Below are 25062 nucleotides of genomic sequence, written 5' to 3'. Positions count from 1 at the left end.
TTCCTCACATGCATCTCGCAATGCTCCGGTACGCCCCCTGGGCGGGAGCGGCCGGCATGACGGGCCGGGCCGCGGCGCGGTCGCGCACGCACTGCGCGGTCGAGTTCAACGCTCTGCCCTCACGCATCGGGCAGGTGCGCCGCATCGTCACCGCGCAGCTGCACCACTGGCGTCTGGACCCGCTGATCGACGCCGCGGCGCTCGGCGTCACCGAACTGCTCACCAACGTCCACCGGCACACCGGGCCGGACAAACACTGCACCGTCGAACTCGTCTACCTCAGGGACCGGCTGACCGTCTCCGTGCGGGACCACGACCCCCGGCTGCCGCGGCTGCGCGCCGCCCGGTCCACGGCGACCAACGGGCGCGGCCTGGCCCTCATCGCGGCCGTCAGCGACAGCTGGGGCATGCGCGCACAGCACGACGGCTCGGGAAAGGTCGTCTGGTTCACGCTCCCCGTCGTTCTCGGTACACCGCTCCAGTGCGCGGACCTGACCGGAAAAGCACCCGCGCTCCCCGCGCTCGCCGCCGCGGGCCCGATGCCCGCGGCGCCGGGCGACGACGAGGGCCCGCCGGCCTGACCCTCCCCTGGGCGGGCGGCGGTACGCACCCGGCGGCCCGCCTCGTCGTCGTACGTCCGGCGGAACCGCGGCTACCTCGCGGGGAGTACGCGGCGGTGCGGCGCCTGCCCTCCGGAAGGCGGGGAACGTCAGGCGGCGGGCTCCCGCAGGGTGACGGCGATCCCGACGTGCGGGCGCTTCCCCAGCCTGACGAGCGCGCCGCCCGTGTCGGTGAGGCGGAACTGCCATCCGTACTTCCGGGCCATGGCCCTGCGCACCCGCTTCAGCCCGCCCGCTTCCGTCATCAGCCTCGCGCTGCCCTCGGCCACGGGCGCGTCCTGGACGGTACGGCCCCGCACGTCGCAGGGCGTGACAGTGACGCGTCCGCTGTTGCGGATGCGCTTGACCTTGCCGCTGTCGTCCCTGGTCCACACGAGCAGCTCGCCCTCGTCCTCGACGGCCCACACCGGAGTGGGCACGGCGGTGCCGTCGCGCTTGAACGTGGTGAGGCTGACGTACCGGCTGCCGGCGATCTGAGGTGTCATCACGGGGCGAGGGTAGTACCGGGGAGACCGGCGGACCCGCACGGCCCGTCGGACGGAGCCGACGGCCGGGACACATGCGTGAGGTCCGGGCAGCTCCCCAGCTGCCCGGACCTCAATGCCGTCCGCCGCACCCCCGTCCCCACGGGGCTGACGGCCGGGTATCCCCGACTCGGGCCGCTCTCCCGAGCCTGGGGCACCGAATTCAGTACCCCAGCATTCCGGCCACGGACGACGCCTGTGTGACCACCGCCTGGACCGCCCCGAAGACGATCGCGAGGACGACGGCCAAGGGGAGGACCATGGCGGCGGCCACGAGCGGATGCCTGCGGCCGCCCGGCCGGGTGCCGATGTCGGCGACGGCCGACAGCCGCTCCCGCGTCCGGCTTGCCGTGCGCCCTGCTGTGTGCGCCATGGTCAGCTCCCGTCGGATCCAAGGGCGGCGGACGTTTGACCTCGGGGGACGAGTGCAGCGCCCGCCGCTTGCCACAAGACTAGGTGTGGGCGGTACCTCCGGGCGTCATGCCCGCGTATCGACTGCGGGGCCTCCCGCAGGATGACGGCGGAGGCCGCCGGATACTCCCCAAGGTGGAGGCGCGGCGCCAGGTACCGGGGTCTGCCCGGAGGGGTCGGCCGGGGGCCCGGCGGCTTCCGCGACGCTCGCGGCACCACCGGGGCGCTCCGCACCGGCGCCGCTCTCCTGCCGCCGCCGCGGCGCCCGCGCCCGGCATCCGGGCGTTCGCCTCGCCCAACACCCGTGCGTGTTCCGGGTGGTGCGCCGGTGAGATCCCTCACCCCGGGCTCCTCTCCGTCCACCTGGAAGACGGCCGGCCGGCCCGCGGCGCGCAGGCGTGCCGCTGCCGCACCGGACACGCCCCGCACGGTTGCCGGCTGAGCCGCTGCGAGATGCCGCCCCGTCAAATCGGTTGTGTGAACGGGGTGTTGCCCGCGGGCACGGGCGGCACACCTGCATCCTCCGTTCCGTTGACGGCAAGGGCAGCGATCCGGCCACCGCGCCCGGCAATCCCTGCTGCGCCGCGTGCGCGGCCTGTCGTCGCCGCGTCACGGCAGTCCGTAAGCTGTGCTCGTCAGACGGACGTAACCGGGTTACGGATGAAGTGGCCTACCCCGTGGGCAGGGGCGGGGCCTTCCCACCGGAGGCAGGGGAACGAGATGGCGATGATGCGGCTCCGACGCGAGGACCCGCGAGTCGTCGGTACGTTCAAGCTTCACCGGCGGCTGGGGGCGGGCGGCATGGGCGTCGTCTACCTCGGGTCGGACCGCCGGGGGCAGCGCGTCGCGCTGAAGGTCATCCGCCCCGATCTGGCGGAGGACCAGGAGTTCCGGTCGCGGTTCGCGCGGGAGGTGTCGGCCGCGCGGCGCATCCGCGGCGGCTGCACCGCGCGCCTCGTCGCGGCGGATCTGGACGCCGACCGCCCGTGGTTCGCCACCCAGTACGTTCCCGGCCCCTCACTGCACGACAAGGTCAACGAGCACGGGCCGCTGCCGCCCAGCCAAGTCGCCTCCGTCGGCGCCTCGTTGGCGGAGGGCCTGGTGGCCGTGCACGAGGCGGGGGTCGTGCACCGCGATCTGAAGCCGTCCAACATCCTGCTCTCGCCGAAGGGCCCGCGCATCATCGACTTCGGCATCGCGTGGGCGACGGGCGCGAGCACGCTCACGCACGTGGGCACCGCCGTCGGTTCTCCCGGCTTCCTCGCCCCGGAACAGGTGCGGGGCGCTCTGGTCACCCCCGCCACGGACGTGTTCGCGCTCGGGGCGACGCTCGCATACGCCGCTACGGCCGACTCGCCCTTCGGGCAGGGCAGTTCGGAGGTGATGCTCTATCGGGTGGTGCACGAGGAGCCCCAGCTGGAACACGTACACGCCGCGCTCGCGCCGCTGATCCACGCATGCCTGGTCAAGGCTCCTGAGGAGCGCCCGAGCCCGCTCCAGCTCTCGCTGCGTCTGAAGGAGATCGCCGCGCGGGAGGCACGCGGCTTCCCCGAGGGCGCGGGAGGGCCGCACGGGCCCTCGTCCGCCGGGGAGGGCGCCGGTGGAGCGCAGGGCGTCGCCAGAGCGACCGCTTCCGGGGGGCACGGGCCCAACAGGCCCGGCCCGGCGTCGAGTTCGTCCCGGGCACCGGGTCCGCGCGGGAGCTCCGGCGGAGTGCGGGGCAGGGCTCCCGCAGAGCGGACCCGCGGCCGCCGGACGGAGGAGTACCAGAGCCGTCAGCGCACCGAGCGGCGCGGCCCCGAGCGGGGCCGCGAGCGCGGGGACCGCGGCCACACGTCCGTGAGCGGCACCCGGCACGGCGCAGGCAGCGGGCACGGCCCCGACGCGGGGGCGCCGCGCGGGTCCGCGAGCAGGACAGGCGAGCGCGCGGCAGCGGGCCGCAACGCGCCCAGGACCGCCGGCCGCGGCGGCCCCGGCCGGCCCGGCCCGCACGGAAGCCGCACCCGAGGGCCGGCGACCGGCCCGCGGCGCACACCGGCGCCCGACCGGCGGCTGCTGCGGCAGCGGCTCGTGGTCTTCGTGACGGTCACGGTGCTGGTCGCACTCGGCATCGCGACGGCGCAGGGCTGCCAGGGACCGGACGGCGGTGCGGGGTCGGCACCGCAGCGCTCCGTTCCGCTGGCGCCGCTGCCGGAGCGTCCGCACGCGGACGGGGCCGCGCGGCAGCCCTGAGCGGTCACCCCGGGCGGGCGGGCCGACCGGTCTCCCGCGGGCCCCGTACCCCGGACCCCCGTCACTCCGCTGTGGCGCCCCATCACTCCCTCGTGACCGCGTAGAAGGCGACGGCCGCCGCAGCGCCCACGTTCAGCGAGTCGACGCCGTGCGCCATCGGAATGCGTACCTGCTCGTCGGCCGCCTCGAATGCGCGGCGGGTCAGCCCGTCGCCCTCCGCGCCGAGCATCAGGGCCACACGGTCCGGGCGGCGTGACGTCACCTCGTCCAGGGGCACCGCGCGCTCGTCGGGCGTGAGGGCCAGCAGCAGGAATCCCGCGTCCCGCACGGTTCGCAGATCGTGGGGCCAACTGCCCAGCCGCGCATAGGGAACGGAGAAGACCGCCCCCATGGAGACCTTCACCGAGCGGCGGTAGAGCGGGTCCGCGCAGGACGGCGAGAGGAGCACCCCGTCCATCCCGAGAGCGGCGGCGCTCCGGAATATCGCACCGATGTTGGTGTGGTCGTTGACCGCTTCCATGACCGCGACGCGGCGGGCCGCGGCCAGCAGCTCCTCCGGGCCGGGAAGGGCCTTGCGGCCCATCGAGGCGAGCGCGCCCCGGTGCACGTGGTAACCCGTCACCTGCTCGGCCAGTTCGGGTGCGACGACGTACGCGGGGGCGTCGACGGTGTCGAGGACGTCGCGCATCTGCTCGGCCCACTTGGCGGACAGCAGCATGGAGCGCATCGGGTAACCGGCCTGCAGCGCACGGCGGATGACCTTCTCGCCCTCGGCGATGAACAGTCCTTCCGCAGGCTCGCGGCGGCGGCGCAGCTCCACGTCCGTCAGGCCTGTGAAGTCGGCGAGCGAGGGGTCGTCGGGATCGTCGACGGTGATGAATCGGGCCACTGCTGCTTCCGGTTGTGGTTGCGGTGCATGTCCTTGCGGCGGGGGCGAGCGCGGACGGAGGGCGCCGGATACGGCGTCAGGGACGCGAACGGGCGCCCAGGGAGACGACGTCGCCGATGACGACGACCGCCGGGGGGCGCACGGCCTCCGCGGCGGCACGCTCGGCCACGGTCGCCAGGGTGGCGTCCACTCGGCGCTCCCCCGCCATCGTCCCCTCCTGCACGATGGCGACGGGCGTGGCCGCGTCGCGGCCGTACCGTACGAGCGTCTCGGCGATGGCCCCGATCCGCTCCACCGCCATCAGCAGGACCAGGGTGCCGCCGAGGCGTGCCAGAGCCTCCCAGTCGACGAGCGAACTCGGGTCGCCGGGAGCCACATGGCCGCTGAGGACGGTGAACTCGTGGGCGACGCCGCGGTGCGTCACCGGGATTCCCACGGCGGCGGGGACGCTCACCGCGCTGGTGATGCCGGGCACCACCGTGACGGGGATGCCCGCCTCGGCCAGCTGCTCGGCCTCCTCCATGCCGCGTCCGAAGACGAAGGGGTCGCCGCCCTTCAGCCGTACGACGGACTTGCCGGCCTTGGCGTGCTCGATCAGCGCGTCGTTGATGGCCTCCTGTGCCATGGCCCGGCCGTACGGGATCTTCGCGGCGTCTATCACCTCGACGTGCGGGGGGAGTTCGGCGAGCAGATCGCGCGGCCCGAGGCGGTCGGCGACGACCACGTCGGCCTCCGCCAGCAGGCGGCGGCCCCGCACGGTGATCAGGTCGGGATCGCCCGGGCCCCCGCCGACGAGCGCCACTCCCGCGTGGCGGGCCCTGTGGCGCGGAGCGCTCAGCGTGCCGTCGTGGAGCCCCTCGACGACGGCGTCGCGCACGGCGGCGGAGCGGCGCGGATCGTTGCCGGTGAGCACGGCCACCGTGACGCCCTCGCTGTGTCCGGTCGCGGGTGTCCACGCCGTCGCCGCGGCGGCCTCGTCGCTGCGTACGCACCACACGCGGCGCTCCTCGGCCTCGGCGGACGCCGCGGTGTTGGTGGCCGGGTCGTCGGTGGCGACCAGCGCGTACCACGCCTCCGCCAGGTCGCCCGGCGCGTACGGGCGGCGTTCCCAGGTCACCTCGCCCGCGTCGGCCATGGCCTCGACGGACGGCGTGACCGCGGGCGAGACCACCACCACGTCGGCTCCCGCCGCGAGCAGCGCGGGCAGCCGGCGCTGCGCGACGGTCCCGCCTCCGACGATCACCACCCGCCGCCCGGAGAGGCGCAGGCCGACGGGGTAGGCGGGGTGGTCGGCCCCGGCCTGCGCAGGGGCGTGGGAGGCGGGCCCGGTCGGGGACTCGGACATGGCGCTTGCGGCTCCTTGCTTGCGGAGTGGGCCGCTGCGGCGCTGGAGCGGCGTGATGTGCGTGGTGCGGACGTGGGACGGGCGGTCGCGGGTTCGGCCGGGCACGGGGACGCCGCGGGCCGGCGGCGCCACGGGGTGCGCCGGCCGGGCGGTGCGCCGCCTGATGCGGCCGGTGTACGGGCGCGGCCCGTACACCCGTACAGCCTATGGCGGGATGCGGCGCATCCGCAGTTCCGCGGATCACGGTGCGGCCGGCGGGCTGACGGCCGCGGCCGTCAGCTCTTGCCCGTCACCCCTGCCGAATCGAAAGTCGCGACCTCGTGCATGGCGCGGGCCGCGCTCTGCACCAGCGGCAGCGAGAGCAGCGCACCGGTTCCCTCGCCGAGCCGCAGGTCCAGGTCGACCAGGGGACGCAGGCCCAGCTTGGTGAGGGCGGCGACGTGGCCCGGCTCCGAGCTGCGGTGCCCCGCGATGCACGCGGCCAGCGACTCCGGCGCGATGCAGCGGGCCACGAGCGCGGCCGCCCCGGCACTGACCCCGTCCAGGATCACCGGCGTACGCAGCGAGGCCGCGCCGAGGATCAGACCGACGAGCGCAGCGTGCTCCAGGCCGCCGACCGCGGCCAGCAGGCCGAGCGGGTCGGCCGGGTCCGGCTGGTGGAGCTCCAGCGCGCGGCGCACGACGTCGACCTTGCGGGCGTGCGTCTCGTCGTTGATGCCCGTGCCGCGCCCGGTCACCTCGGCCGGGTCGACTCCCGCGCAGACGGAGACCAGCGCGGCGGAGACCGTGGTGTTGGCGATCCCCATCTCGCCCGTCAGCAGCGCCTTGTTGCCGGCCGCGACGAGGTCCCTGGCGGTCTCGATGCCCACCTCGACCGCGCGGAGGGCCTCCTCGCGGGTCAGCGCCGGCCCTTGCGTCATGTCGGCCGTCCCGGCCCGGACCTTCCGGGGCAACAGGCCCGGCGTCGCGGGGAGTTCGGCGACCACGCCCACGTCGACGACGCAGACCTCGGCACCGACCTGGTTGGCGAAGGCGTTGCAGACGGCTCCCCCGCCCAGGAAGTTGGCGACCATCTGGCCCGTCACCTCCTGCGGCCACGGGGTGACGCCCTGGGCGTGCACACCGTGGTCGCCCGCGAAGATCGCGACCGCGGCGGGCTCCGGCAGCGGCGGCGGGCACTTGCGGGAGAGTCCGCACAGCTGCGCGGAGATGATCTCCAGCATGCCGAGCGCACCGGCCGGCTTCGTCATGCGCTTCTGCCGCTCCCAAGCCTCGCCGAGCGCCTTCGCGTCCAGCGGGCGGATCGCGGCGACCGTGTCGGAGAGCAGGTCCTGCGGCTCGGATCCGGGCAGCACCCTGCGCCCGTAGGACTCCTCGTGCACCACCCACGACAGGGGGCGCCGCTTGGACCAGCCCGCCTGGGCCAGCTCGGGCTCGGGCGGGAACTCGTCGACGTACCCCACGCACAGGTAGGCGACGACCTCCAGATGCTCGGGCAGTTCGAGGGCGCGGACCATCTCACGCTCGTCGAAGAAGCTGACCCAGCCGACGCCCAGGCCCTCGGCCCGGGCGGCGAGCCACAGGTTCTCCACGGCGAGCGCCGAGGAGTACGGAGCCATCTGCGGCTGCGTGTGGCGGCCGAGCGTGTGGCGCCCGCCGCGGGTGGGATCGGCGGTGACGACGATGTTGACCGGCGTCTCGCGGATCGCCTCGATCTTCAGTTCCTTGAACTGCTTGGCACGGCCCTTGGGCAGGGACTTGGCGTACGCCTCGCGCTGACGCTCGGCCAGCTCGTGCATGGCCCGGCGGGTCTCCTCGGAGCGGATGACGACGAAGTCCCAGGGCTGGGAGTGGCCCACGCTGGGCGCCGTGTGCGCCGCCTCCAGGACGCGCAGCAGCACCTCGTGCGGGATCGGGTCGGAACGGAAGCCGTTGCGGATGTCCCGCCGCTCACGCATGAGGCGGTGGACGGCTTCGCGCTCGTCGTCCGCGAAACCGGGGGCCGGGGGCCCGGCCGGCTCGGCAGGCCCGACGGGTTCGGTGGCGCCGGGTTCGGAGCCGGGGCCGGACTCGCCGGCCGTCTCCTCGACGCCGGAGGCGCCGTCCGCGAGGGGCGCCGCGTCCTCCTCGGCAGCGGGCGCCGCGGCCGCGGCCTCGGCGTCCTCCGCGGCGGGCTCCGCCTCCGGCTCCCCGTGCTGGCCCTGGCGGGGGACCATGCCGGCGGCCTCGTTCCCGCCGGCTTCCGCTCCTGCGGCGCCGTCCTCGTCGCCGGGCGCTCCGCCCGGCTCGACGCCTGGGCTGCCGGCCGCCACGGCATCGGCATGCTCCGCCTGCTGCTGGGCGGGAATCTCCGCGACTGCCGTCTCGGCGGGCGACGCCTCAGCGGCACCGGAGCCGTCGCCCGGACCCTTCTCGGACTCGGCTGCCGCCGCGCCCTCCTCCGGGGGGCCGTCCCCGTCCCCGGGCTGCTGCGCCTGGGACGGGACCGGGACCTGCTGCCCCGCGGCCTCGCTCCGGCCGTCCCCCGCATCGGGACCCTCTGCGGAACCGGCCTCGGCCGCGGCTGTCCCCAGGCCGCCGTCCTCAGGGGATTCGGCCTGAGCGGGCACCTCGGCCTGCGCCTCCCCGGCCTGCGCCTGGTCCGTCTCCGCACCTTGCGCCGCCTGCGGTTCGATGGCCTCGACGGCTGTCGAACCCGGCGTCGAGACCCAGGTGTTGCCCGTGCTCTCCGGCTCGGGCTCGTCTGCCGCCCGGCGCCGCCTCGGCTCCCCCGCGGCGGCTTCCTCGGGTCCCTGCGGCTCCGGCGGGGCGCCGTCGGCCGGTGGTGCCGCCTCCGGCGCCTGCTCTGCCGGGGCCTGCTGCTCGTACGGGACCTGCTGGTCCGGGACCTGGCCCGGCTGCTGGTCCGGGACCTGGTCCGGGTGGTGCTGGAACCCCTGCTCCTGAGGGAGCTCCTGCGGCTCCTGGACGTCGGTGGGAAGCCCGGCCGCCGGGACCGTGCCCGGCTGGAGGTGGTCGCCCGGCTGCCCAGGCGTCTCGGCCTCGGGGACGGAGGGCGCGGCAGGAGCGGGAGAGCCAGGGGCGTTGCCGTCGGCGACGTAGGCGGCGTCCTGCGGCGCGGGGCCCGGCACAGCCGCTTCCGCGGCCTGTCCCTGGTAGTCCCATTGACCGTCGTGCGGCGGCAGCGCACCGAGCTGGGGGCCGGGAAGGGTCTCCGGGTCCTGGTGCGCGAACTCGTAGTACTCGGGGCCGCCCGTGGAGGGACCCTGCTCGGCCGCGAACTCGCCCTGCGGCACCGCGTTCTCGCCCTGCGGCACCGCGTTCTCGGCCTGCTGCGCCGCGTGCGCGGCAGGCGGGCGCTGCGGGGCGGCGGTCACGGCCCCCGGTACGGGCGCCGACTTCTGCCCCGGTCCCGGCGCGGGGTTGCCGGGTCCCCTGTCGGAGAGCGGCAGCACCGCCCCGGACGGTTCCGGCTCCGGTGGGCCCATGTGGAGGGGGCGCCTGGGCGGTGCCGGTGCGGCGGGCTCGGCCGCCGGCGCCTGCGCCGCGCCGGATTCGGCGCCGTGTCCGTCCACCGTCTGCTGCGCATCGCCCACGCCGGCTCCGGGACTCTGCGGATCGGCATGGCCGTCGAGGGAGGCCCGTACGGCTGCGTAGTCGAACGAGCCCGAGTCGCGGCCCTCCGTCTCGTGCGGTCCCGGGACGGGCGGCGTCTGCTCCTGCTGCTGCTCACCGTGCTGGGGGGCGGCGGCGTGCCGGCCGTACGCGAGCGGGTTGCCGTAGGCGTCCTGCTGCGGGTACGCCTCGTGCTGGGCGTAGAGCTCCTGCCCGTACGCCTCGTGCGCAGCGACCCCCGGCTGCGCCTCGTTCCAGGCCCCGTGGGAGCCCGGGAGCAGCAGGTCCCCCTCGGCACCGGGGGCGGGTGCGGGAGCGCCGACCGCGGCGTCGGCCGGCCCCGCGTAGGGGTAGGAGTCCGCCGCCGGATTGCCCGGCTGCTGGACCTCCGGCTGACCGCCTGCATTCTCCGGCTGCCCCTCACCCGGGATCCGGCCGGTGTCAGTCATGCGTACCCCTCGCCCATCGGTAGTGCTTCTTCCAACCCTGCGAACGGCCGCCGGGCCCCCGTAGACGGAGAACGAGCATCCGCACGGTGCGGCACGATTCCCCGCCTACGCGCCATCCGGACATTGACGGACGAACCCTCAACACCGCACAGCGGCACAACGATCGGTCAGCCTACCCGGGGCCAGGGAGGCCTCCGGCCACGGGAGGGTGAGAAACAGCACTTCGTCGGAGTTCGTCACCTTCCGGCCGCAGTGCCTCAGTTGCGGACTCCTGCCAGCAGGAAGACGACGGCCCGCTCGCTCTCCACCCACTCGTCCGTGTCGAGTTGGACGGACTGGAGCAGAGCGCATTCGACGGCGTAACCGCCTTCGGCGAGCGCCCTTCCGATCGCCTCGGCCTCGTCCCGCGTCACGGCGTGCGTGACGATGCGGCCGGGACGGCGCTCGGCGACAGCCGTGACCGTGCGGACACCGCCCCCGCCGACCCGCACCACGTCCGGTTCGGGCAGGTCCTCCAGGATCTGCGGCGCCGTGCCCTGCACGACGTCCAGTTGCACGCCGAAGCGCCTGCCGGCGTCGGCCGTGCGGGCACACGCGTCGGCGTCGCGGTCGACCGCGATGACGGCGGCACCGAAACGCGCGGCCTCGACGGCGAGCGCGCCGCTGCCCGAGCCGATGTCCCACACGAGGTCGCCGATCCGGGGCCCCAGACGGGCCAGTTGGCCCGCGCGGAGCTGCGCCGACTCGCCTGCCCGAGGCGGCCGGGCGTGCCCCGCCGCCGGGTCCTGGGCCGCGTAGAACGAGTGCGGCAGCGCCCACCCGCGCATCGGGGGCGGGTAGCCCGGCGACTGCGCGGCCAGCCAACCGCCGCCCTGGTGGCCCATGTTGGTCCACCCGTGCGCCGCGCCGCCGGCAGCGCCCGCCCCGGCCTCGCCGGGCTGCGCGCCCGCCGTTCCCGGCGGCGGAGACGCGCCCTGCTGCGAACCGCCCACCACGATCACCACGTTGGGGTCCCGCCAGGTGTGGTCGGCGACCTTGTCCGAGGTGAGGACGGTGACCTCTTCGCTGGAGGTGCCCAGGGCCTCGCAGATGACGAACGTACGGTGCACGGGGCCCAGCAGCAGGGCCAGTTCGGCGGGGCCCGCGCCGGGTGAGGTGAGGACGCCGACCTTGGTGTGCGCGCGGCAGACGTTGACGGCGCGGCGCAGGGTGCGGGAGTTCGCGACGACCAACTGGGCGTCGTCCCACGGCATTCCGGCACGGGCGAAAGCGGCGGCGAGCGCGGAGACGGCGGGGACGACCTCGACCTCGAGTCCGTGCTCCGGGGCGCGCAACGCGCGTACGACGCCGAAGAATCCGGGGTCGCCGTCGGCGAAGACGACTGCCGTACCGCGGTGGCGGGCGATGCGCCGCGCGGCCAGCGAGACGCTGCCGAGCCTCACGTGCTCGGCGCCCCGCGGCACCTCGGGGAGTTGCAGGTGGTGTGCGGCCCCGGCGACGAGGGTGGCCGCGCCGAGGGCGGAGCGGGCGGCGCCGGACAACGGCGAACCGTCCCACCCGATCACGGTGACGCGGTCGGCCATCGGTGCGTCTCTCCTGGGCATGTCGCAGGTCGGGGCTCGTCGAGCCTACCTCTGCGGCGACTCCCGGCCGACCCCGGGTGCGGACCGTTCCCGGCATGCGGAAACCGCGTGCCGCCGCGTCTGCCGGGCGGCCGACGACCAGCGGGAGCGCCGGGCCCCTCAATCAGCGGCGGTACCCGGGCGTGAGTCAGCGGGAGTGGAGCCAGTCGGGGTACGAGGCGTAGCCGCCCGCGTCGGCGAGTTCCTCCGGGATGCCTTCGAGGTCCTCCGGCAGCAGGCTCCACACGAGCAGGTCGGTGCGGATCTCGGCCCAGCCGCCGTCCTCGGTGCGGGTGCGCGCTATCCAGGCGTTCCGCAGGACTCCCTCGCTGATGCAGCCCAGCTTCTGGGCGACCTGCTGCGCGGCCGTGTTGTCCGCGGCGGTGCGCAGTTCGAGGCGCTCGAACTTCTGGTCCCCGAACAGCCATTGGGCGAGCGCGAGCACCGCCTCCGAGGCGTACCCCTCTCCCCGGCCCCAGGGCGCGGTGACGTAGCCGACCTCGGCCGCCAGAGTGCGCCAGTCGGTGTTCTCCAGCTGTACGAGCCCGACGAGCCGGTGCGTGAGGAACTCCGTGACGGCGAAGACGATGCCCTCGCCCTCGGTGCGCATGGCGGGAGCCCGCCTGAGGATGAACTCCCGTGCGTCGGCGTCGCGGTAGGGCACGGGGACGGTCGTCCACGCGGCTACGAGCTCGTCCCGCATCATCTCGGTGAGGGAGGGGACGTCCGCCTCCTCCAGCGGGCGCAGCACGAGCCGGTCCGTACTGATCGAGACATCCGGAAAGGTCGAAGTCATGCGCCGCTCCATACGGATCGAGGGTCTGGGGGTGTCGCTCTCCCCGGAGGACCACTTCAGGTCTGCCGGTCGCTCTGGGAGGACCGCGGCAGCGGGTCCTTGAAGGTGTTCCAGACGATTGCAGCAGTGCACAGCATGCAGCATGAAACAGGTTCGCCGCAGCGTCGGCGGCGGCTTCGCAGGCGGGAACGGGGGTCACGTACCGATATGTCGATACGGGGACTGCCCGCCGCCCCAGGCGGCTACGGTCCGTGAACATCCCGGCACCGGCCCGTCTCCCCCGGCGGGCGGAAGCCGGGAGTCCGCGGGCGTGGACCGGAGGAGCTCCGCCGGGGCCCGTCCGGGAGCGGGGCCGGACCTCGCCGGAGGAGGGGCCCGTTCCGCCTCCGCTCGCGGGGTGAGGCCCGCACGCGGACGCGGAACGGGCCCCTCATAAACTCGGGCCATGTTCACGCCACTCACCGTCACGCTCGCCGTGGCCGCCGTCCTCCTGGCCCTGTGGTGCGGCTGGGCGGCGTTGCGCGATCAGCCGACCAAGGACTGGCACTTCCTCGGCATGGCGGCGGTGACGCTGCTCGCACTGGTGCAGCTGGTGGTGGGCATCGTGCAGTTCGCCCGCGGCGGGGAGCCCGCTGAGGGCACCGCGGTCTTCGTGGCGTACCTGGCCTCCGTCGTGCTGTGCATGCCGCTGGTGGGACTGATCTCGCTGACCGAGCGGACGAAGTGGGGCACGCTGACCGTGGCCGCCGGCGCGCTGGTGCTGGCGGCGCTCCAGGCCCGCCTCCACGACGTGTGGGGAGGCGGCACCGGTGGCTGAGACCGCGCACGGGGACGGCGAGGCTCCGCCGGAGCCGCCCCCTGGGCGCAGTGGCGCCCGGAGCCGTATCGGAAGCGGCCCGGGCACGCTGCTGCTGACGCTCTACGGCATCTTCACCGTGGGCGCGGCGTCACGCTCGATCGTGCAGCTGAGCACCCGGTTCGACGAGGCGCCGCTCGCCTACCTCCTCTCGGCGCTGGCCGCGCTCGTGTACGCCTTCATCACGGTCTCCCTGGTGCGCGGCGGCGAACGGGCCCGCAAGGCCGCGTTCGCCTGCTGCTGCGTGGAGCTGCTGGGGGTGCTGACGGTGGGCACCTGGACACTGGCGGCGCCCTCGGCCTTCCCCGACGCGACGGTGTGGTCCGACTACGGCATGGGTTATCTCTTCATCCCGGTGATCCTGCCGGTCACGGGACTGCTGTGGCTGCGTCGGTCGCAGCCCGACCGCGGCTGAGGCGTCCGGCCGCCCGGCGTCCTCCCCAGGCAGACGGCAGCCACGCGGGCACGCAGGCACGCAGGCACGCAACCGGACAGACGGACAGGCGGACGGACCAGGGCTGTTGTTCGCGGGGACGGCTGTCAGGCGCTCGCGGTGAACGCCGCGGGAGCGGTGCCCCCGGCGTCCTTCGTCATGGAGGTGCGCGTCACCTTCCTGTCCCGCTCGGTGCTCACAGGCGTGTAGCCGTACTTGCGGTACAGCCGCAGGTTGCCCTCACCGCGGTGACCGGCCACGAGGTGGTAGCGCTTGGCCTGCCGTTCCGCGGCGAGCCTGGCCTCGATCCCGGCGAGCAGCCTTCCGCCCAGACCGTGCCGCTGGAGCCGCGGATGGACGCAGAGCCGGTCGATGCGGGCCGTTCCGTCCGGGTCGACGGCGCCGCGCACGGACCCGACGATCTCCTCGCCGAGACGGGCGACGAGCACGCAACCCGCGGCCATCTCCGCCCTCAGTGCGTCCAGGGACTGCGTGAGCGGCGCGATGGCGTAGTCGCCGTAGGCCTCCGCCTCGCTCTGGAAGCACAGGTACTGGAGTTTGAGGATCTGTTCGGCGTCGCTCTCGTCCGCCGCAGAGATGGTCACGCTCATGCCCATGTGCGCCTGCCTCCCCTTGCCATGAATGAGTCCGGGCACGGAGAAGACGAGGGTGCCGTGTCCGGACTGTCTGCCCTGATGACGCCGATTGCTGTCCGCAGCATTCCCCCAAGTTCAGGTTCCGCAATCTGACGCCGCGAGCATTGTGCGCAGGCAACCCAGACATCGGGAACGAAGCGGCCCCAGGCTGCCCTGTGACATTCCCAACTCACGTGCGATTTCGGGGTAGGTGAGGTCCCACTGGGACAGCATCGCCCGCAGCAGCGCGGGGCAGCGCCCGGGGAGGCGGGTGACTGCCGCGTCGAGCAGGCGGCGGTGTTCGGCGGCCAGGACGGGAAGCTCCGCAGGCTGGTGCAGCGGCGCGCTTCCCGACAAGCCGGTGACGCCCTCCCGCGGCAGGGGCACCTCCCTCCCCGCGCGGCGCCGCGCCCGCCGTGCCTCCGCCCGGACGGCGGAGCGCAGCCACTTCACGGAAGGGTCCTCGGGGGCGCCGCGGCGGTCCTCCGGCGTGGCACCGCGCCCTGCATGCTCCCGTTCCAGCCAGCGCAGCCACACCTCCTGCTGGAGGTCCTCCGGTTCGACGCCGGCGGCGGGCGCTTCGGCGGCGCATTCGGCCGCGACCAACCGGCGCAGCCGCGGCGGCAGTTGCGGCGGCCGCTCATGGAGTGGGCGGAGCGGGCCGGGCGGACGGCCCGGCGGGAGGTGCGTGCGGTGCTCGGCGGTGGCCGTACGGGAGTCCATGCCCGTCGCGACGGGCGGGTGGGCGCCGTGGTTTCCGCACCCGCGTCACGCCACCCGAGCGGGCGAGTGCGGGGGCGCACACAGCGGTGCGGTCCGACGGAGCACGCGCCCCGCCAGACCGCACCGTGCGGCCGTGACGGCCCGGAACGGTGCCGGGCCGCCCCCGGCGTCAGCCCTTGCGGAAGTCGGCCGCCGCCAGCTTCCCGGTGTCCGGGTTGTCGGTGAAGATGCCGTCGATGCCGGTGCTGAAGTACGCCTTGAAGGCTCCGAAGGCGTCCCCGTACGCGTTGGGGTCGGTGCCCTTGCGGAAGTCCAGCGGGAGGAAGGTGTTCTCGTTGCGCATCGTGTACGGGTGCAGGACGAGGTTCTCCGCGTGCGCGTCCCGCACGAGCGTCGTCGGCTCGCCGAGGCTGCCGTCGGGGTTCTTCGGGATGACGAGGTCCACCACCGGCCCGATGCCGTCGGCGAAACGCGCCATCCACTTCAGGCCCTCGGGCTTGACCAGGTCGGCCACGGTCCGCGGGTCCCCGGCCTCCACGAAGTCCCAGGGCTGGGAGTCGGGGGCGTCCAGCAGGCACACGCCGGGGCAGTCGACGAGCTTCTTCAGCCGCTGGATGCTGCTGGGCTCGAAGGACTGCACGAAGTTCGGCGAGTGCGAGCGGTGCCGCCCGTACTTGCGCAGCAGCTTCGCCAGGCGCGGCTCCAGCTCCAGCCCGAGCTTGCGGAAGTACGTGGGGTGCTTGGTCTCGATGTGCAGCCAGACGGGGCGGCCGCGCTTCCGGCCCTGCTCGTCGGCCCACTTGAGGACGTCCTCGAACGCGGGCACCTGCCAGCGCCCGTCGTAGAGGGTGTTGTGGGGGCGCGTCTGGGGGATGCGCTCCTTCGCCCGCAGCGTGTTGAGTTCGGCGAGGGTGAAGTCCTCGGTGAACCAGCCGGTCAGCGGCGTGCCGTCGACGGTCTTGGTGGTCTTGCGGTCCGCGAACTCCGGGTGGTCCGCGACGTCCGTGGTGGCGGTGATGTCGTTCTCGTGACGGCAGACGAGGTGCCCGTCCTTGGTGGGCACGAGGTCCTGCTCGATGACGTCCGCGCCCATGTCGAGGGCGAGTTGGTACGAGCCGAAGGTGTGCTCGGGGCGGTAGCCGCTGGCCCCCCGGTGCGCCACGACGGCCGGCACCGGCAGCTTGCCCGGCCTGTCCTTACCGCGCTGCCCGCTCCTGTCGTCCGCGAGCGCGCTGCCGCCCGTGCCCACCGCCGCCGCGCCCGCGGCACCCAGCACGGCCGCTCCGAGCACGAGTCTGCGACCCGGCTTCTGCTCCTGTCCCATGGGCTCTCCCTCAGCTCGTCTCATCCGAATGCGCCCGCCCGGACACGGAAAGGCCCCGGCGGACGCCTGGCTGATCGTAGGTGCGGCTTCACCGCGGAGGGGAGGCTTAGGGCCGAACAAGCGGGAAACTCGGGGCAGATGACACCCGGACGCCGGGGAGGCTCCCCCACCCGGGCATGAGGGGGCGGGAGACGTGGCACACGTCAACTCTGCGTATCGGTGCGGTGAACCCGGTGTCCGCGGCGCGTCCACCGGCAAGTATCGTCCTCACCTGCGCGGCTACGCGCCCGAACGTCATCGACCGGAGGAACAGTTGTCCCGTTTCCGTCTGATCAAGGCAACCCTCGGCCCGCTGCTGCGCGTGCTGTTGCGCCCGCAGGTGGAAGGGGCCGAGCGCATCCCCGGCTCGGGGCCGGTGATCCTGGCCGGGAACCACCTCACGTTCATCGACTCGATGGTGCTTCCGCTGGTCACGCACCGGCAGGTCTTCTTCATCGGCAAGGACGAGTACGTCAAGGGCAAGTCGCTCAAGGGCCGGGCCATGGCCTGGTTCTTCAGCGGCGTCGGCATGATCCCGGTGGACAGGGACGGCGGACGCGGCGGCGTCGCCGCCCTGATGACGGGCCGGCGGGTGCTGGAGGAGGGCCAGGTCTTCGGCATCTACCCCGAGGGGACGCGCTCCCCCGACGGCCGCCTGTACCGGGGCCGGACGGGCATCGCCCGCCTCGCCCTGATGACCGGGGCGCCCGTCGTCCCCTTCGCGATGATCGGCACCGACGCGATCCAGCCGGGCGGCAACGGCATCCCGCGCCCCGCGCCGGGCAAGCGCATCGCCGTCCGCTTCGGCGAGCCCCTGGACTTCTCCCGCTACGACGGCATGGACCGGGACCGCTACGTGCTGCGCGCCGTCACGGACGAGGTCATGAGCGAGGTCATGCGGCTCTCCGGCCAGGAGTACGTCGACATCTACGCGACCAAGGCCAAGGCAGCCTGAACACCAGCCGGAACGGGCCGCCCGGGTGAAGCGCCCGCGCCTCTGATTGGCCGGGGCCGAGGGGGCAACCCCGGAGGCATGTCTGGTAGCGAAAGCAACGGCCGACGGCCGGAGAAACCCGTCGCGGGCCCGGACGCCAGGACCGAGGAAGCAGCCGCGGACAGTCCCGGGAAGTTCGGCGGCCGGTCGTGGAAGTCGGTTCTGCGCCGCACCCTCAAGGAATTCAAGGACGACGAGCTGACCGACCGCGCGGCGGCCCTGACGTACTACGCGGTGCTGTCGATCTTCCCGGCGCTGCTGGTGCTCGTCTCCGTCCTCGGGATCCTCGGCAAGGGGTCCATCGACAAGCTCCTCAGCAACGTCTCGAAGTTCGCGCCGGGCTCCGTGCGCGACATTCTCACCAACGCGATCCAGCAACTTCAGGGCAGCAGCAGCACCGGCAGCGTGCTGGCCGTCGTGGGCCTGCTGGGCGCCCTGTGGTCGGCGTCCAACTACGTGGCCGCCTTCATCCGCACCTCGAACGTGGTCTACGACCTCCCCGAGGGCCGGCCCGCCTGGAAGGTCACGCCGGTGCGGGTCGGGCTGACGCTGCTGCTGATGGTCCTGCTCGCCGTCAGCACGCTGCTGGTGGTCTTCACGGGGCCCCTCGCCCAGCAGGCCGGCGACGCACTCGGGCTCGGCTCGACGGCGCTGACCGCCTGGAACTACGCGAAGTGGCCGGTCCTGCTGCTCCTCGTGGCCTTCATGATCGCGATGCTGTACTGGGGCGCGCCGAACGTGAAGGGACGCGGCCTGCGCTGGGTCACCCCGGGCAGTGCGCTGGCGGTGCTCATCTGGCTCGCCGCGTCGGCGGGCTTCGCGGTCTACGTGGCCAACTTCGGGTCGTACAACAAGACGTACGGCACCCTGGCCGGCGTCATCATCTTCCTGGTCTGGCTGTGGATCACCAATCTGGCGATCCTGCTCGGCCTCGAGTTCGACGCGGAGCTGGCGCGGCAGCGGGCCATCAGCGGCGGACATCCCCTCCAGGAGGAGCCGTACGTCGCTCCCCGTGACACGCGCAAGTGGCCCGACTCCGGAGTCCGGCAGCCCGAGGGAGGCCCGGAGCCCGGCCCCGGGGACCAGCCGCCCGGCGACCGCGGCCAGGACACGGCCGGACCCGGGCACGGTGCCCGCGAGGCGGGAACGGAAGAGCACAGGGGACGCCGGCCGGGGCCCGGCGAGCCCCCTCCCGGGGAGAGCGGGGAGGACGGCGGGCCCCGACGGGCGGCGTGACGCCCCCGACCCGGCGGCCCACGGACTGGGAGCGCCGGCACCGCGGATCCGCGGTGCCGGCGCTCCCAGTCCGTGGGCCGCGCCCGTCTCTCAGGCGGGCCAGGTGCCGGTCAGGCCGCGGACGCCGGTGGCGCCGCCGCGGTGGATCAGAGCCCTGACCACTCCGGCGATCGCGCCCTTGAGGGCCATGGCGGGCAGGATCTCCTTCCAGCCGCGGTCCTCGTCCGACGGGTCGGGGGCGTCGTCCTGGTGCGTGACGGCCTTCCAGACCTTGCCGAAGAGCGCGCTGGCGAGCACACCGCCCAGGAGCCCGAAGACGATGCCGAACGGCTTGTAGAGGAGCTTGACCATCCGGGTCACCTCCACGTCTTCCAGTGGCTCCGGTGGTTCCGGTGGTTCCGGTGGTTCCGGTGCAGCAGCAGGTACGTGACCAGCGCGGCGGCCCCGAGTCCTCCGACGACTGCCAGCACGGGCCCGGGCCTGGTGAAACCGCGGTTCGCGGCCTCTTCGGCCGTGTGCTGCATGCGGGCCTTCGCCTCGTTGGCCTCGAAGAGCGCCTTGGACTTGGCGTGCGCGGCCATCTCCCGCGCGTGCGCCTTCACGTCGGCCTTGCCCGCGAGAGCGGCCACGGTGTCGGCCAGCTGTTCGCGGGCCTCCTCCACCTCCGCCCGCAGCTGCCGGGTGTCCGCGGAGCCTTCCTGGGCTTTGTGCGTCATCGGTGGGCTCCTTCCTTGATCGCTTCGACGTCCGCCTTGACGCTGTCGATGGTCCGCTCGGGTTTCGGTGGAGTGGCGGAGCCGAACTGCTTCTTGCCCGCCAGAGCCAGCACGCCGGCCACCAGCAGCAGCCCGCCGCCGATGATCAGGGCAGCGGCCCAGACGGGCAGCACCAGGGCGACGCCCGCGATGGCCGCGAAGACCAGGGACCACAGGGCCAGCAGCCCCATGATCGCCGCGCCGCCGAACATGCCGCCCCCGAAGCCCGCGCGCTTGCCCTTCTCCTTCATCTCGGCCTGCGCCAGACGCATCTCGCTGCGGACCACGTCGGTGAGCTGCTCGGAAGCCTGCTTGACCAGCTCGGCCACCGTGTCGTGGTTCTTGCCGTCGTGCATCGCGTCAGGCCGGTGACGCACAGATCCGATCATCGCGTCTCGCCTCGCTTCACTGTCGGGAGGTCATTCGGGTGCCCGACTGAACGGCTGATACGCGTGCGTCCACGTGCGGATGCCTCAGCGGCGGGCGGCGGCCCATTCACGCTGCCGGGCGAGGTCGGCCTTCACCTCTCCGAGCTGCACGGCCACGGCCGAGGGGGCCGTGCCGCCGCGTCCGTCCCGGGCCGCCAGCGCGCCCGGAACGTTCAGGACCTCGCGCACGGAGGGGTCCAGGTGGGGCGAGATCGCGGCGAACTGCGCGTCGGTCAGCTCGTCCAGTTCGATGCCTTCGCGTTCGCAGACCTGGACGCACTCCCCCGCGACCTCGTGCGCCACCCGGAACGGCACACCCCGCTTGACCAGCCACTCGGCGACGTCCGTGGCCAGCGAGAACCCGGCGGGCGCCAGCTCCGCCAGCCGCTCCCGGTGCACCGTGAGGGTGGCCATCATCCCCGTGAAGGCCGGCAGCAGCATCTCCAGCTGGTCGCAGGAGTCGAAGACGGGCTCCTTGTCCTCCTGCAGGTCGCGGTTGTACGCGAGCGGAAGCGCCTTGAGCGTGGCGAGCAGCCCCGTGAGGTTGCCGATCAGGCGGCCCGACTTGCCGCGGGCGAGCTCGGCGATGTCCGGGTTCTTCTTCTGGGGCATGATCGACGAGCCGGTGGAGAAGGCGTCGTGCAGCGTGACGAAGGAGAACTCCTTGGTGTTCCAGAGGATGACCTCCTCCGCGATCTTGGAGATGTCGACGCCCGTCATGGCCGTGATGAAGGCGAACTCGGCGACGAAGTCCCGGGAGGCCGTCCCGTCGATGGAGTTCGCCGCGGAGCCGTGCTCGAAGCCCAGGTCGGCGGCGACCGCCTCGGGGTCCAGGCCCAGCGAGGACCCGGCGAGGGCGCCGGAGCCGTACGGGGATACGGCCGTACGCGCGTCCCACTGGCGCAGCCGCTCCGCGTCGCGGGAGAGGGCCTGGGCGTGGGCGAGCACGTGGTGCGCGAAGAGCACGGGCTGGGCGTGCTGGAGGTGCGTGCGGCCGGGCATCGCGACGTCGGGGTGGGCCTCCGCGAGCCCGACGAGCGCCTCCTGGAGGTCGGCGAGGAGGCCGCCGATGATGCGGGCGTGGTCGCGCAGGTACATCCGGAAGAGGGTGGCGATCTGGTCGTTGCGGGAACGCCCGGCGCGCAGCTTGCCGCCCAGGTCCGGGCCGAGGCGCTCCAGCAGGCCGCGCTCCAGCGCGGTGTGCACGTCCTCGTCGGCGATGGTGCCGGTGAAGGTGCCGTCGGCGACGTCCCGCTCCAGCTGGTCGAGGCCGGCGGTCATCTGCGCGAGTTCCTCGGCGGTCAGCAGCCCCGCCTTGTGCAGGACGCGGGCGTGGGCCCGTGAGCCCGCGATGTCGTAGGGCGCGAGCCGCCAGTCGAAGTGCACGGAGGCGGAGAGCTTCTCCAGCGCGTCGGAGGGCCCGTCGGCGAAACGTCCGCCCCACAGGCGTACGTCCTGCTCAGCGGGTTCCTGCTGCGGGGCTTCGTTGCTGGGCATTGCCTGCTCTCCTCGGGGTGTGTCAATGCGACGCCTCCCCGCCGGATGCGGCGGGGAGGCGGCTGAACTGCGGATACGGCCCGCACGAGGGCGGGACCGCAGACTACTGGGCCTGGTCCCGCTTCGCGGCGATCTTGCTCGACATGCCGAACAGCTCGATGAAGCCCTTGGACATCGACTGGTCGAAGGTGTCGCCGCTGTCGTAGGTGGCGAGGTTGAAGTCGTAGAGCGACTTCTCGGAGCGCCGCCCCGTCACGACCGCCCGGCCGCCGTGGAGCGTCATCCGGATGTCGCCGCTGACGTGCTCGTTGGCCTCTTCGATGAAGCCGTCCAGGGCCCGCTTGAGGGGGGAGAACCACAGGCCGTCGTAGACGAGCTCGCTCCACCGCTGCTCCACCTGCCGCTTGTAGCGGGCCAGTTCGCGCTCGACGGTGACGTTCTCCAGCTCCTGGTGCGCGGTGATCAGCGCGATGCCGCCCGGGGACTCGTAGACCTCACGCGACTTGATGCCCACGAGCCGGTCCTCGACCATGTCGATCCGCCCGACGCCCTGGGCGCCCGCCCGCTCGTTGAGCTGCTGGATCGCCTGCAGGACGCTCACCGGCCGGCCGTCGATCGCGACGGGGACGCCCTTGTCGAAGGTGATGACGACCTCGTCCGCCTCGCGCGGGGTGGCGGGGTTCTCGGTGTACTCGTAGACGTCCTCGATGGGGGCGTTCCAGATGTCCTCGAGGAAGCCGGTCTCCACCGCACGGCCGAAGACGTTCTGGTCGATGGAGTACGGGGACTTCTTGCTGGTGGCGATGGGCAGGCCCTTGTCCTCGCAGAAGGCGATGGCCTTGTCCCGGGTCATCGCGTAGTCCCGGACGGGGGCGATGCACTTCAGCTCCGGGGCGAGGGAGGAGATGCCGGCCTCGAACCGCACCTGGTCGTTGCCCTTGCCGGTGCAGCCGTGCGCGACGGTGGTGGCGCCGTGCTTCTTCGCGGCGTGCACCAGGTGCTTGACGATGGTGGGCCGGGAGAGGGCGGAGACCAGCGGGTACCGGTCCATGTAGAGCGCGTTGGCCTTGATCGCCGGGAGGCAGTACTCGTCGGCGAACTCGTCCTTCGCGTCGGCGACCTCGGCCTCGACGGCACCGCAGGCGAGCGCGCGCTTGCGGATGACGTCCAGGTCCTCGCCACCCTGGCCGACATCGACGGCGACGGCGACGACCTCGGCCCCGGTCTCCTCGGCGATCCAGCCGATGCAGACGGAGGTGTCAAGGCCGCCCGAGTAGGCGAGTACGACGCGCTCAGTCACGGGGTTCTCCTTACGGTGCATACGCTGACTGGTATAAGTATGCACTCGACCGTATGCTTCGTCAAAGCACCTGGTCAGCACGGTGTGGACCTCACACGGAGCTACGCCCGCCCGGGCGGAGGCCGGGCTTCCGATCCACCAGGAGCGGGCGGCACCGGACGCCGTCCGCGCCCGGGCGCCCCGTCGCTCAGCCGCCCTCCAGCTCCTCCCGGAGCACCGCAGCGTGGCTGTAGTCCAGCTGCTCCTCCTTGACCGAGGTCAGCAGCGTCAGCGTCTTGCCGGCCGCGCGTTCCTTCAGCCCGTCGAGCGCCTCGGCGGCCTCGGGCTCCGCCAGCTCGTCGCGGTAGCGCTCGGCGAACTCGCCGAACTTGCCGGGGTCGTGGGAGTACCACTTGCGCAGACCGGTCGAGGGGGCGACCTGCTTCGCCCACTCGTCGAGCCGCGCGTCCTCCTTCTTCATGCCGCGCGGCCACACGCCGTCCACGAGCACCCGCAGACCGTCCTCACGGGGATCGGCCGCCTCGTACACACGCCGCAGCCGCACACGCTTCACCTTCGCCATGCCTCAAGGGTGGGACAGACGCAGCCCGGACGCACGGCCGGGGAACCGCACGGGGCCCGCAGCCCAGGGGTCCAGGCCGGGGCCGAGCCCTGGGCCGCCGGACCGGGGCGGCACCGGCGCGCGGCGGCGGAGGACCGGATGGCGAGACAAGGTTGCACCACTTGCGGAGCAGGGCGTTCCATCGCGCGGTGGGCTCCGAAACGAACAGAAGCGAAACCAAGACGACCGCAGATGATCGTGCCGCTCGGCGCGCAGTGACCCTGTTCCCCTTGCTGGTGCTGCTCGCCGGAGTCGTCGGCCTCATCAGTCCGGGCAGCTTCACGGGCGCCGCGGACGCCGTCCCGTACCTGCTCGGCGTGGTCATGTTCTGCATGGGCGTCGCCCTGACCCCGCCCGACTTCAAGGGCATAGCCAAGCGGCCGTGGGCCGTGGCGGTGGGCCTCGGCGCGCAGTACCTGATCATGCCCACCCTCGGCTGGGTGGTCGTCAAGGCGCTGGACCTGCCGCCACAGCTCGCGGCCGGCGTGATCCTGGTGGGCTGCGCTCCCGGCGGGACGGCCTCCAACGTGGTCACCTACCTCGCACGCGGAGACGTGGCGCTGTCCGTCTCGGTCACCACCCTGTCCACCGTTCTGGCACCTCTGGTCACCCCGCCGCTGACGCTGCTGCTGGCGGGCGAGTACCTGCCGGTCGACGCGGGTTCGATGGTCACCGACATCCTCAAGACGGTGCTGCTGCCCGTACTCGCCGGCCTGGTCGTGCGACTCGTCGCGGGCCGGTATGTGCAGCGTGCCCTGCCGGCCCTGCCGTGGCTGTCGGCTCTGACCATCTCCGTGATCGTGACCGTCGTGGTCGCGGGAAGCGCGGACGCCATCAGGTCCGCGGCGGCGCTCGTCTTCCTCGCCGTGGTGCTGCACAACGGACTGGGGCTCGGGCTCGGCTACCTGGCCGGCAGACTCACCGGGCTGGACGAGCCCGCGAGGCGGGCCCTGACGTTCGAGGTCGGTATGCAGAACTCCGGCCTGGCCGCCTCGCTCGCCACGGCCCACTTCAGTCCGCTCGCCGCGCTGCCCTCCGCGATCTTCTCCGTGTGGCACAACGTCTCGGGCGCGCTGGTCGCGGCGTGGTTCGCCCGCAGGGACCGGCCACGGGCCTGACGCGACCGGCCCGGCGGCCGTCGCACTGGGCGGGCGGCCGTCCGGCCGTCGCTACGGCCGTCCCTGGTGCTCTTTCTGAGCCAGGTTCAGCAGGTGCTCCGCCAGCGCCTGGCCGCCCTCCGGCTCCCGGCTGATGAGCAGGAGCGTGTCGTCACCGGCGATGGTGCCGATGATGTCGTGCACGCCGGCCTGGTCGATCGCCGAGGCGAGGAACTGCGCGGCGCCGGGCGGCGTGCGCAGCACCACCAGGTTCGCCGACGCCTCGGCGGAGATGAGGAGTTCACCGGCCAGCCGCGCCATGCGGGCCTCGCTCGCGGACTCGCCCAGCGGCGCCTTCGGCGTGCGGTCGCCGCCCTCGCCCGGCACGGCGTAGATCAGCTCTCCGCCCGTGTTGCGGATCTTCACCGCGCCCAGTTCGTCCAGGTCGCGGGAGAGGGTGGCCTGCGTGACCGACAGCCCGTCGTCGGCGAGGAGCTTGGCGAGCTGGCTCTGCGAGCGGACCGGCTGCCGGTTGAGGATGTCGACGATCCGGCGGTGCCGGGCCGTACGGGTCTGCGGTACCGCCTGCCCGGCGTGCCCGTTTCCCAGCTCCCGTTCGTGCGGGTACCCCTCGGTCATCG

The 25062-nt window shown here is 73.4% G+C and carries 24 protein-coding genes; 7 read left to right on the top strand and 17 right to left on the bottom strand.

Annotation, left to right across the window (positions count from 1 at the left end):
- The first annotated feature begins 56 nt into the window (after positions 1–56).
- Complete coding sequence (locus H181DRAFT_RS18265; protein WP_078895819.1) at positions 57–581, top strand: ATP-binding protein; 525 nt, start codon at positions 57–59, stop codon at positions 579–581.
- Positions 582–709: 128 nt separating this feature from the next.
- Here the strand turns inward: H181DRAFT_RS18265 and H181DRAFT_RS18260 are convergent, their stop codons facing one another.
- Together H181DRAFT_RS18260 and H181DRAFT_RS18255 are read right to left on the bottom strand one after the other, a co-directional pair.
- Positions 710–1105: a PPOX class F420-dependent oxidoreductase gene (locus H181DRAFT_RS18260; protein WP_045865585.1), complete on the bottom strand. Its 396-nt coding sequence runs from the start codon at positions 1103–1105 to the stop codon at positions 710–712.
- A gap of 202 nt (positions 1106–1307) precedes the next feature.
- Positions 1308–1517 (bottom strand): hypothetical protein, encoded by a 210-nt coding sequence (locus H181DRAFT_RS18255; RefSeq protein ID WP_045865584.1) that lies wholly within the window; start codon positions 1515–1517, stop codon positions 1308–1310.
- Positions 1518–2275: 758 nt separating this feature from the next.
- On the opposite strand from H181DRAFT_RS18255, the gene H181DRAFT_RS29210 reads away from it, so the two are divergent.
- A complete protein-coding gene (locus H181DRAFT_RS29210) occupies positions 2276–3787 on the top strand; it encodes a serine/threonine-protein kinase (protein ID WP_045865583.1) in 1512 nt (503 codons plus the stop codon).
- An 82-nt stretch (positions 3788–3869) separates the two neighbouring features.
- Here H181DRAFT_RS29210 and H181DRAFT_RS18245 read toward each other — a convergent pair whose 3' ends face one another.
- The 5 genes from H181DRAFT_RS18245 to H181DRAFT_RS18225 form a co-directional block, all read right to left on the bottom strand.
- The gene (locus tag H181DRAFT_RS18245; protein ID WP_045865582.1) at positions 3870–4676 is read right to left on the bottom strand and encodes a TrmH family RNA methyltransferase; all 807 of its coding nucleotides are present in this window, start codon (positions 4674–4676) and stop codon (positions 3870–3872) included.
- A 76-nt stretch (positions 4677–4752) separates the two neighbouring features.
- On the bottom strand, positions 4753–6021 hold the full coding sequence (gene cobA, locus H181DRAFT_RS18240) for a uroporphyrinogen-III C-methyltransferase (RefSeq protein WP_045865581.1): 1269 nt from the start codon (positions 6019–6021) through the stop codon (positions 4753–4755).
- Positions 6022–6296: 275 nt separating this feature from the next.
- Positions 6297–10085, bottom strand: coding sequence for a nicotinate-nucleotide--dimethylbenzimidazole phosphoribosyltransferase (cobT, locus tag H181DRAFT_RS18235; RefSeq protein ID WP_045865580.1), 3789 nt, complete (start codon positions 10083–10085; stop codon positions 6297–6299).
- 257 nt (positions 10086–10342) lie between these two features.
- On the bottom strand, positions 10343–11668 hold the full coding sequence (gene cbiE, locus H181DRAFT_RS18230) for a precorrin-6y C5,15-methyltransferase (decarboxylating) subunit CbiE (protein WP_045865579.1): 1326 nt from the start codon (positions 11666–11668) through the stop codon (positions 10343–10345).
- Positions 11669–11855: 187 nt separating this feature from the next.
- Positions 11856–12503 (bottom strand): GNAT family N-acetyltransferase, encoded by a 648-nt coding sequence (locus H181DRAFT_RS18225; RefSeq protein WP_045865578.1) that lies wholly within the window; start codon positions 12501–12503, stop codon positions 11856–11858.
- A 445-nt stretch (positions 12504–12948) separates the two neighbouring features.
- Here H181DRAFT_RS18225 and H181DRAFT_RS18220 point away from each other — a divergent pair, with 445 nt between their 5' ends.
- Positions 12949–13320, top strand: a complete 372-nt coding sequence (locus H181DRAFT_RS18220) for a hypothetical protein (protein ID WP_045865577.1) — start codon at positions 12949–12951, stop codon at positions 13318–13320.
- A gap of 67 nt (positions 13321–13387) precedes the next feature.
- A complete protein-coding gene (locus tag H181DRAFT_RS18215; RefSeq protein ID WP_254666903.1) occupies positions 13388–13774 on the top strand; it encodes a hypothetical protein in 387 nt (128 codons plus the stop codon).
- A gap of 125 nt (positions 13775–13899) precedes the next feature.
- On the opposite strand, the gene H181DRAFT_RS18210 is transcribed toward H181DRAFT_RS18215, so the two are convergent.
- The 3 genes from H181DRAFT_RS18210 to H181DRAFT_RS18200 form a co-directional block, all read right to left on the bottom strand.
- Positions 13900–14409 (bottom strand): GNAT family N-acetyltransferase, encoded by a 510-nt coding sequence (locus H181DRAFT_RS18210; protein ID WP_045865575.1) that lies wholly within the window; start codon positions 14407–14409, stop codon positions 13900–13902.
- Positions 14410–14523: 114 nt separating this feature from the next.
- Positions 14524–15150, bottom strand: coding sequence for a sigma-70 RNA polymerase sigma factor region 4 domain-containing protein (locus tag H181DRAFT_RS18205; protein WP_254666901.1), 627 nt, complete (start codon positions 15148–15150; stop codon positions 14524–14526).
- Between the two features lie 169 nt (positions 15151–15319).
- Positions 15320–16474, bottom strand: coding sequence for a glycerophosphodiester phosphodiesterase (locus H181DRAFT_RS18200; RefSeq protein ID WP_045865574.1), 1155 nt, complete (start codon positions 16472–16474; stop codon positions 15320–15322).
- Positions 16475–16787: 313 nt separating this feature from the next.
- On the opposite strand from H181DRAFT_RS18200, the gene H181DRAFT_RS18195 reads away from it, so the two are divergent.
- Both H181DRAFT_RS18195 and H181DRAFT_RS18190 read left to right on the top strand, forming a co-directional pair.
- Entirely contained in the window at positions 16788–17468 is a 681-nt protein-coding gene (locus H181DRAFT_RS18195; RefSeq protein WP_045865573.1) for a lysophospholipid acyltransferase family protein, read from the top strand.
- Positions 17469–17546: 78 nt separating this feature from the next.
- On the top strand, positions 17547–18743 hold the full coding sequence (locus H181DRAFT_RS18190; protein WP_078895818.1) for a YihY/virulence factor BrkB family protein: 1197 nt from the start codon (positions 17547–17549) through the stop codon (positions 18741–18743).
- Positions 18744–18833: 90 nt separating this feature from the next.
- On the opposite strand, the gene H181DRAFT_RS18185 is transcribed toward H181DRAFT_RS18190, so the two are convergent.
- From H181DRAFT_RS18185 to H181DRAFT_RS18160, 6 genes are all read right to left on the bottom strand, one after another.
- On the bottom strand, positions 18834–19094 hold the full coding sequence (locus tag H181DRAFT_RS18185) for a DUF4235 domain-containing protein (RefSeq protein ID WP_045865660.1): 261 nt from the start codon (positions 19092–19094) through the stop codon (positions 18834–18836).
- Between the two features lie 5 nt (positions 19095–19099).
- Positions 19100–19459, bottom strand: a complete 360-nt coding sequence (locus H181DRAFT_RS18180) for a DUF3618 domain-containing protein (RefSeq protein WP_052708632.1) — start codon at positions 19457–19459, stop codon at positions 19100–19102.
- Entirely contained in the window at positions 19456–19887 is a 432-nt protein-coding gene (locus tag H181DRAFT_RS18175) for a phage holin family protein (RefSeq protein WP_074467933.1), read from the bottom strand. The genes H181DRAFT_RS18180 and H181DRAFT_RS18175 overlap by 4 nt, the downstream gene beginning before the upstream one ends.
- An 84-nt stretch (positions 19888–19971) precedes the next feature.
- Entirely contained in the window at positions 19972–21423 is a 1452-nt protein-coding gene (argH, locus tag H181DRAFT_RS18170) for an argininosuccinate lyase (RefSeq protein WP_045865572.1), read from the bottom strand.
- A gap of 103 nt (positions 21424–21526) precedes the next feature.
- Entirely contained in the window at positions 21527–22723 is a 1197-nt protein-coding gene (locus H181DRAFT_RS18165) for an argininosuccinate synthase (protein ID WP_045865571.1), read from the bottom strand.
- 187 nt (positions 22724–22910) lie between these two features.
- The gene (locus H181DRAFT_RS18160; RefSeq protein ID WP_045865570.1) at positions 22911–23285 is read right to left on the bottom strand and encodes a DUF488 domain-containing protein; all 375 of its coding nucleotides are present in this window, start codon (positions 23283–23285) and stop codon (positions 22911–22913) included.
- Between the two features lie 188 nt (positions 23286–23473).
- Here H181DRAFT_RS18160 and H181DRAFT_RS18155 point away from each other — a divergent pair, with 188 nt between their 5' ends.
- On the top strand, positions 23474–24442 hold the full coding sequence (locus H181DRAFT_RS18155) for a bile acid:sodium symporter family protein (protein WP_045865569.1): 969 nt from the start codon (positions 23474–23476) through the stop codon (positions 24440–24442).
- A gap of 51 nt (positions 24443–24493) precedes the next feature.
- On the opposite strand, the gene H181DRAFT_RS18150 is transcribed toward H181DRAFT_RS18155, so the two are convergent.
- Positions 24494–25060, bottom strand: a complete 567-nt coding sequence (locus H181DRAFT_RS18150; RefSeq protein ID WP_045865568.1) for an arginine repressor — start codon at positions 25058–25060, stop codon at positions 24494–24496.
- Between the last annotated feature and the right edge of the window lie 2 nt (positions 25061–25062).

The sequence above is a fragment of the Streptomyces sp. WMMB 714 genome (assembly GCF_900090125.1).
Lineage (GTDB): Bacteria > Actinomycetota > Actinomycetes > Streptomycetales > Streptomycetaceae > Streptomyces > Streptomyces daqingensis.
This window is presented reverse-complemented; position numbering and strand designations above follow the sequence as displayed.

Excerpts from the sequence above, each read along its gene's own strand:
- H181DRAFT_RS18265 (WP_078895819.1), top strand. The coding sequence starts at position 57 with ATGACGGGCCGGGCCGCGGCGCGGTCGCGCACGCACTGCGCGGTCGAG.
- H181DRAFT_RS18260 (WP_045865585.1), bottom strand. The coding sequence starts at position 1,105 with ATGACACCTCAGATCGCCGGCAGCCGGTACGTCAGCCTCACCACGTTC.
- H181DRAFT_RS18255 (WP_045865584.1), bottom strand. The coding sequence starts at position 1,517 with ATGGCGCACACAGCAGGGCGCACGGCAAGCCGGACGCGGGAGCGGCTG.
- H181DRAFT_RS29210 (WP_045865583.1), top strand. The coding sequence starts at position 2,276 with ATGGCGATGATGCGGCTCCGACGCGAGGACCCGCGAGTCGTCGGTACG.
- cobA (WP_045865581.1), bottom strand. The coding sequence starts at position 6,021 with ATGTCCGAGTCCCCGACCGGGCCCGCCTCCCACGCCCCTGCGCAGGCC.
- cobT (WP_045865580.1), bottom strand. The coding sequence starts at position 10,085 with ATGACTGACACCGGCCGGATCCCGGGTGAGGGGCAGCCGGAGAATGCA.
- cbiE (WP_045865579.1), bottom strand. The coding sequence starts at position 11,668 with ATGGCCGACCGCGTCACCGTGATCGGGTGGGACGGTTCGCCGTTGTCC.
- H181DRAFT_RS18225 (WP_045865578.1), bottom strand. The coding sequence starts at position 12,503 with ATGACTTCGACCTTTCCGGATGTCTCGATCAGTACGGACCGGCTCGTG.
- H181DRAFT_RS18220 (WP_045865577.1), top strand. The coding sequence starts at position 12,949 with ATGTTCACGCCACTCACCGTCACGCTCGCCGTGGCCGCCGTCCTCCTG.
- H181DRAFT_RS18210 (WP_045865575.1), bottom strand. The coding sequence starts at position 14,409 with ATGGGCATGAGCGTGACCATCTCTGCGGCGGACGAGAGCGACGCCGAA.
- H181DRAFT_RS18205 (WP_254666901.1), bottom strand. The coding sequence starts at position 15,150 with ATGGACTCCCGTACGGCCACCGCCGAGCACCGCACGCACCTCCCGCCG.
- H181DRAFT_RS18200 (WP_045865574.1), bottom strand. The coding sequence starts at position 16,474 with ATGGGACAGGAGCAGAAGCCGGGTCGCAGACTCGTGCTCGGAGCGGCC.
- H181DRAFT_RS18190 (WP_078895818.1), top strand. The coding sequence starts at position 17,547 with ATGTCTGGTAGCGAAAGCAACGGCCGACGGCCGGAGAAACCCGTCGCG.
- H181DRAFT_RS18185 (WP_045865660.1), bottom strand. The coding sequence starts at position 19,094 with ATGGTCAAGCTCCTCTACAAGCCGTTCGGCATCGTCTTCGGGCTCCTG.
- H181DRAFT_RS18180 (WP_052708632.1), bottom strand. The coding sequence starts at position 19,459 with ATGACGCACAAAGCCCAGGAAGGCTCCGCGGACACCCGGCAGCTGCGG.
- H181DRAFT_RS18175 (WP_074467933.1), bottom strand. The coding sequence starts at position 19,887 with ATGATCGGATCTGTGCGTCACCGGCCTGACGCGATGCACGACGGCAAG.
- argH (WP_045865572.1), bottom strand. The coding sequence starts at position 21,423 with ATGCCCAGCAACGAAGCCCCGCAGCAGGAACCCGCTGAGCAGGACGTA.
- H181DRAFT_RS18160 (WP_045865570.1), bottom strand. The coding sequence starts at position 23,285 with ATGGCGAAGGTGAAGCGTGTGCGGCTGCGGCGTGTGTACGAGGCGGCC.
- H181DRAFT_RS18150 (WP_045865568.1), bottom strand. The coding sequence starts at position 25,060 with ATGACCGAGGGGTACCCGCACGAACGGGAGCTGGGAAACGGGCACGCC.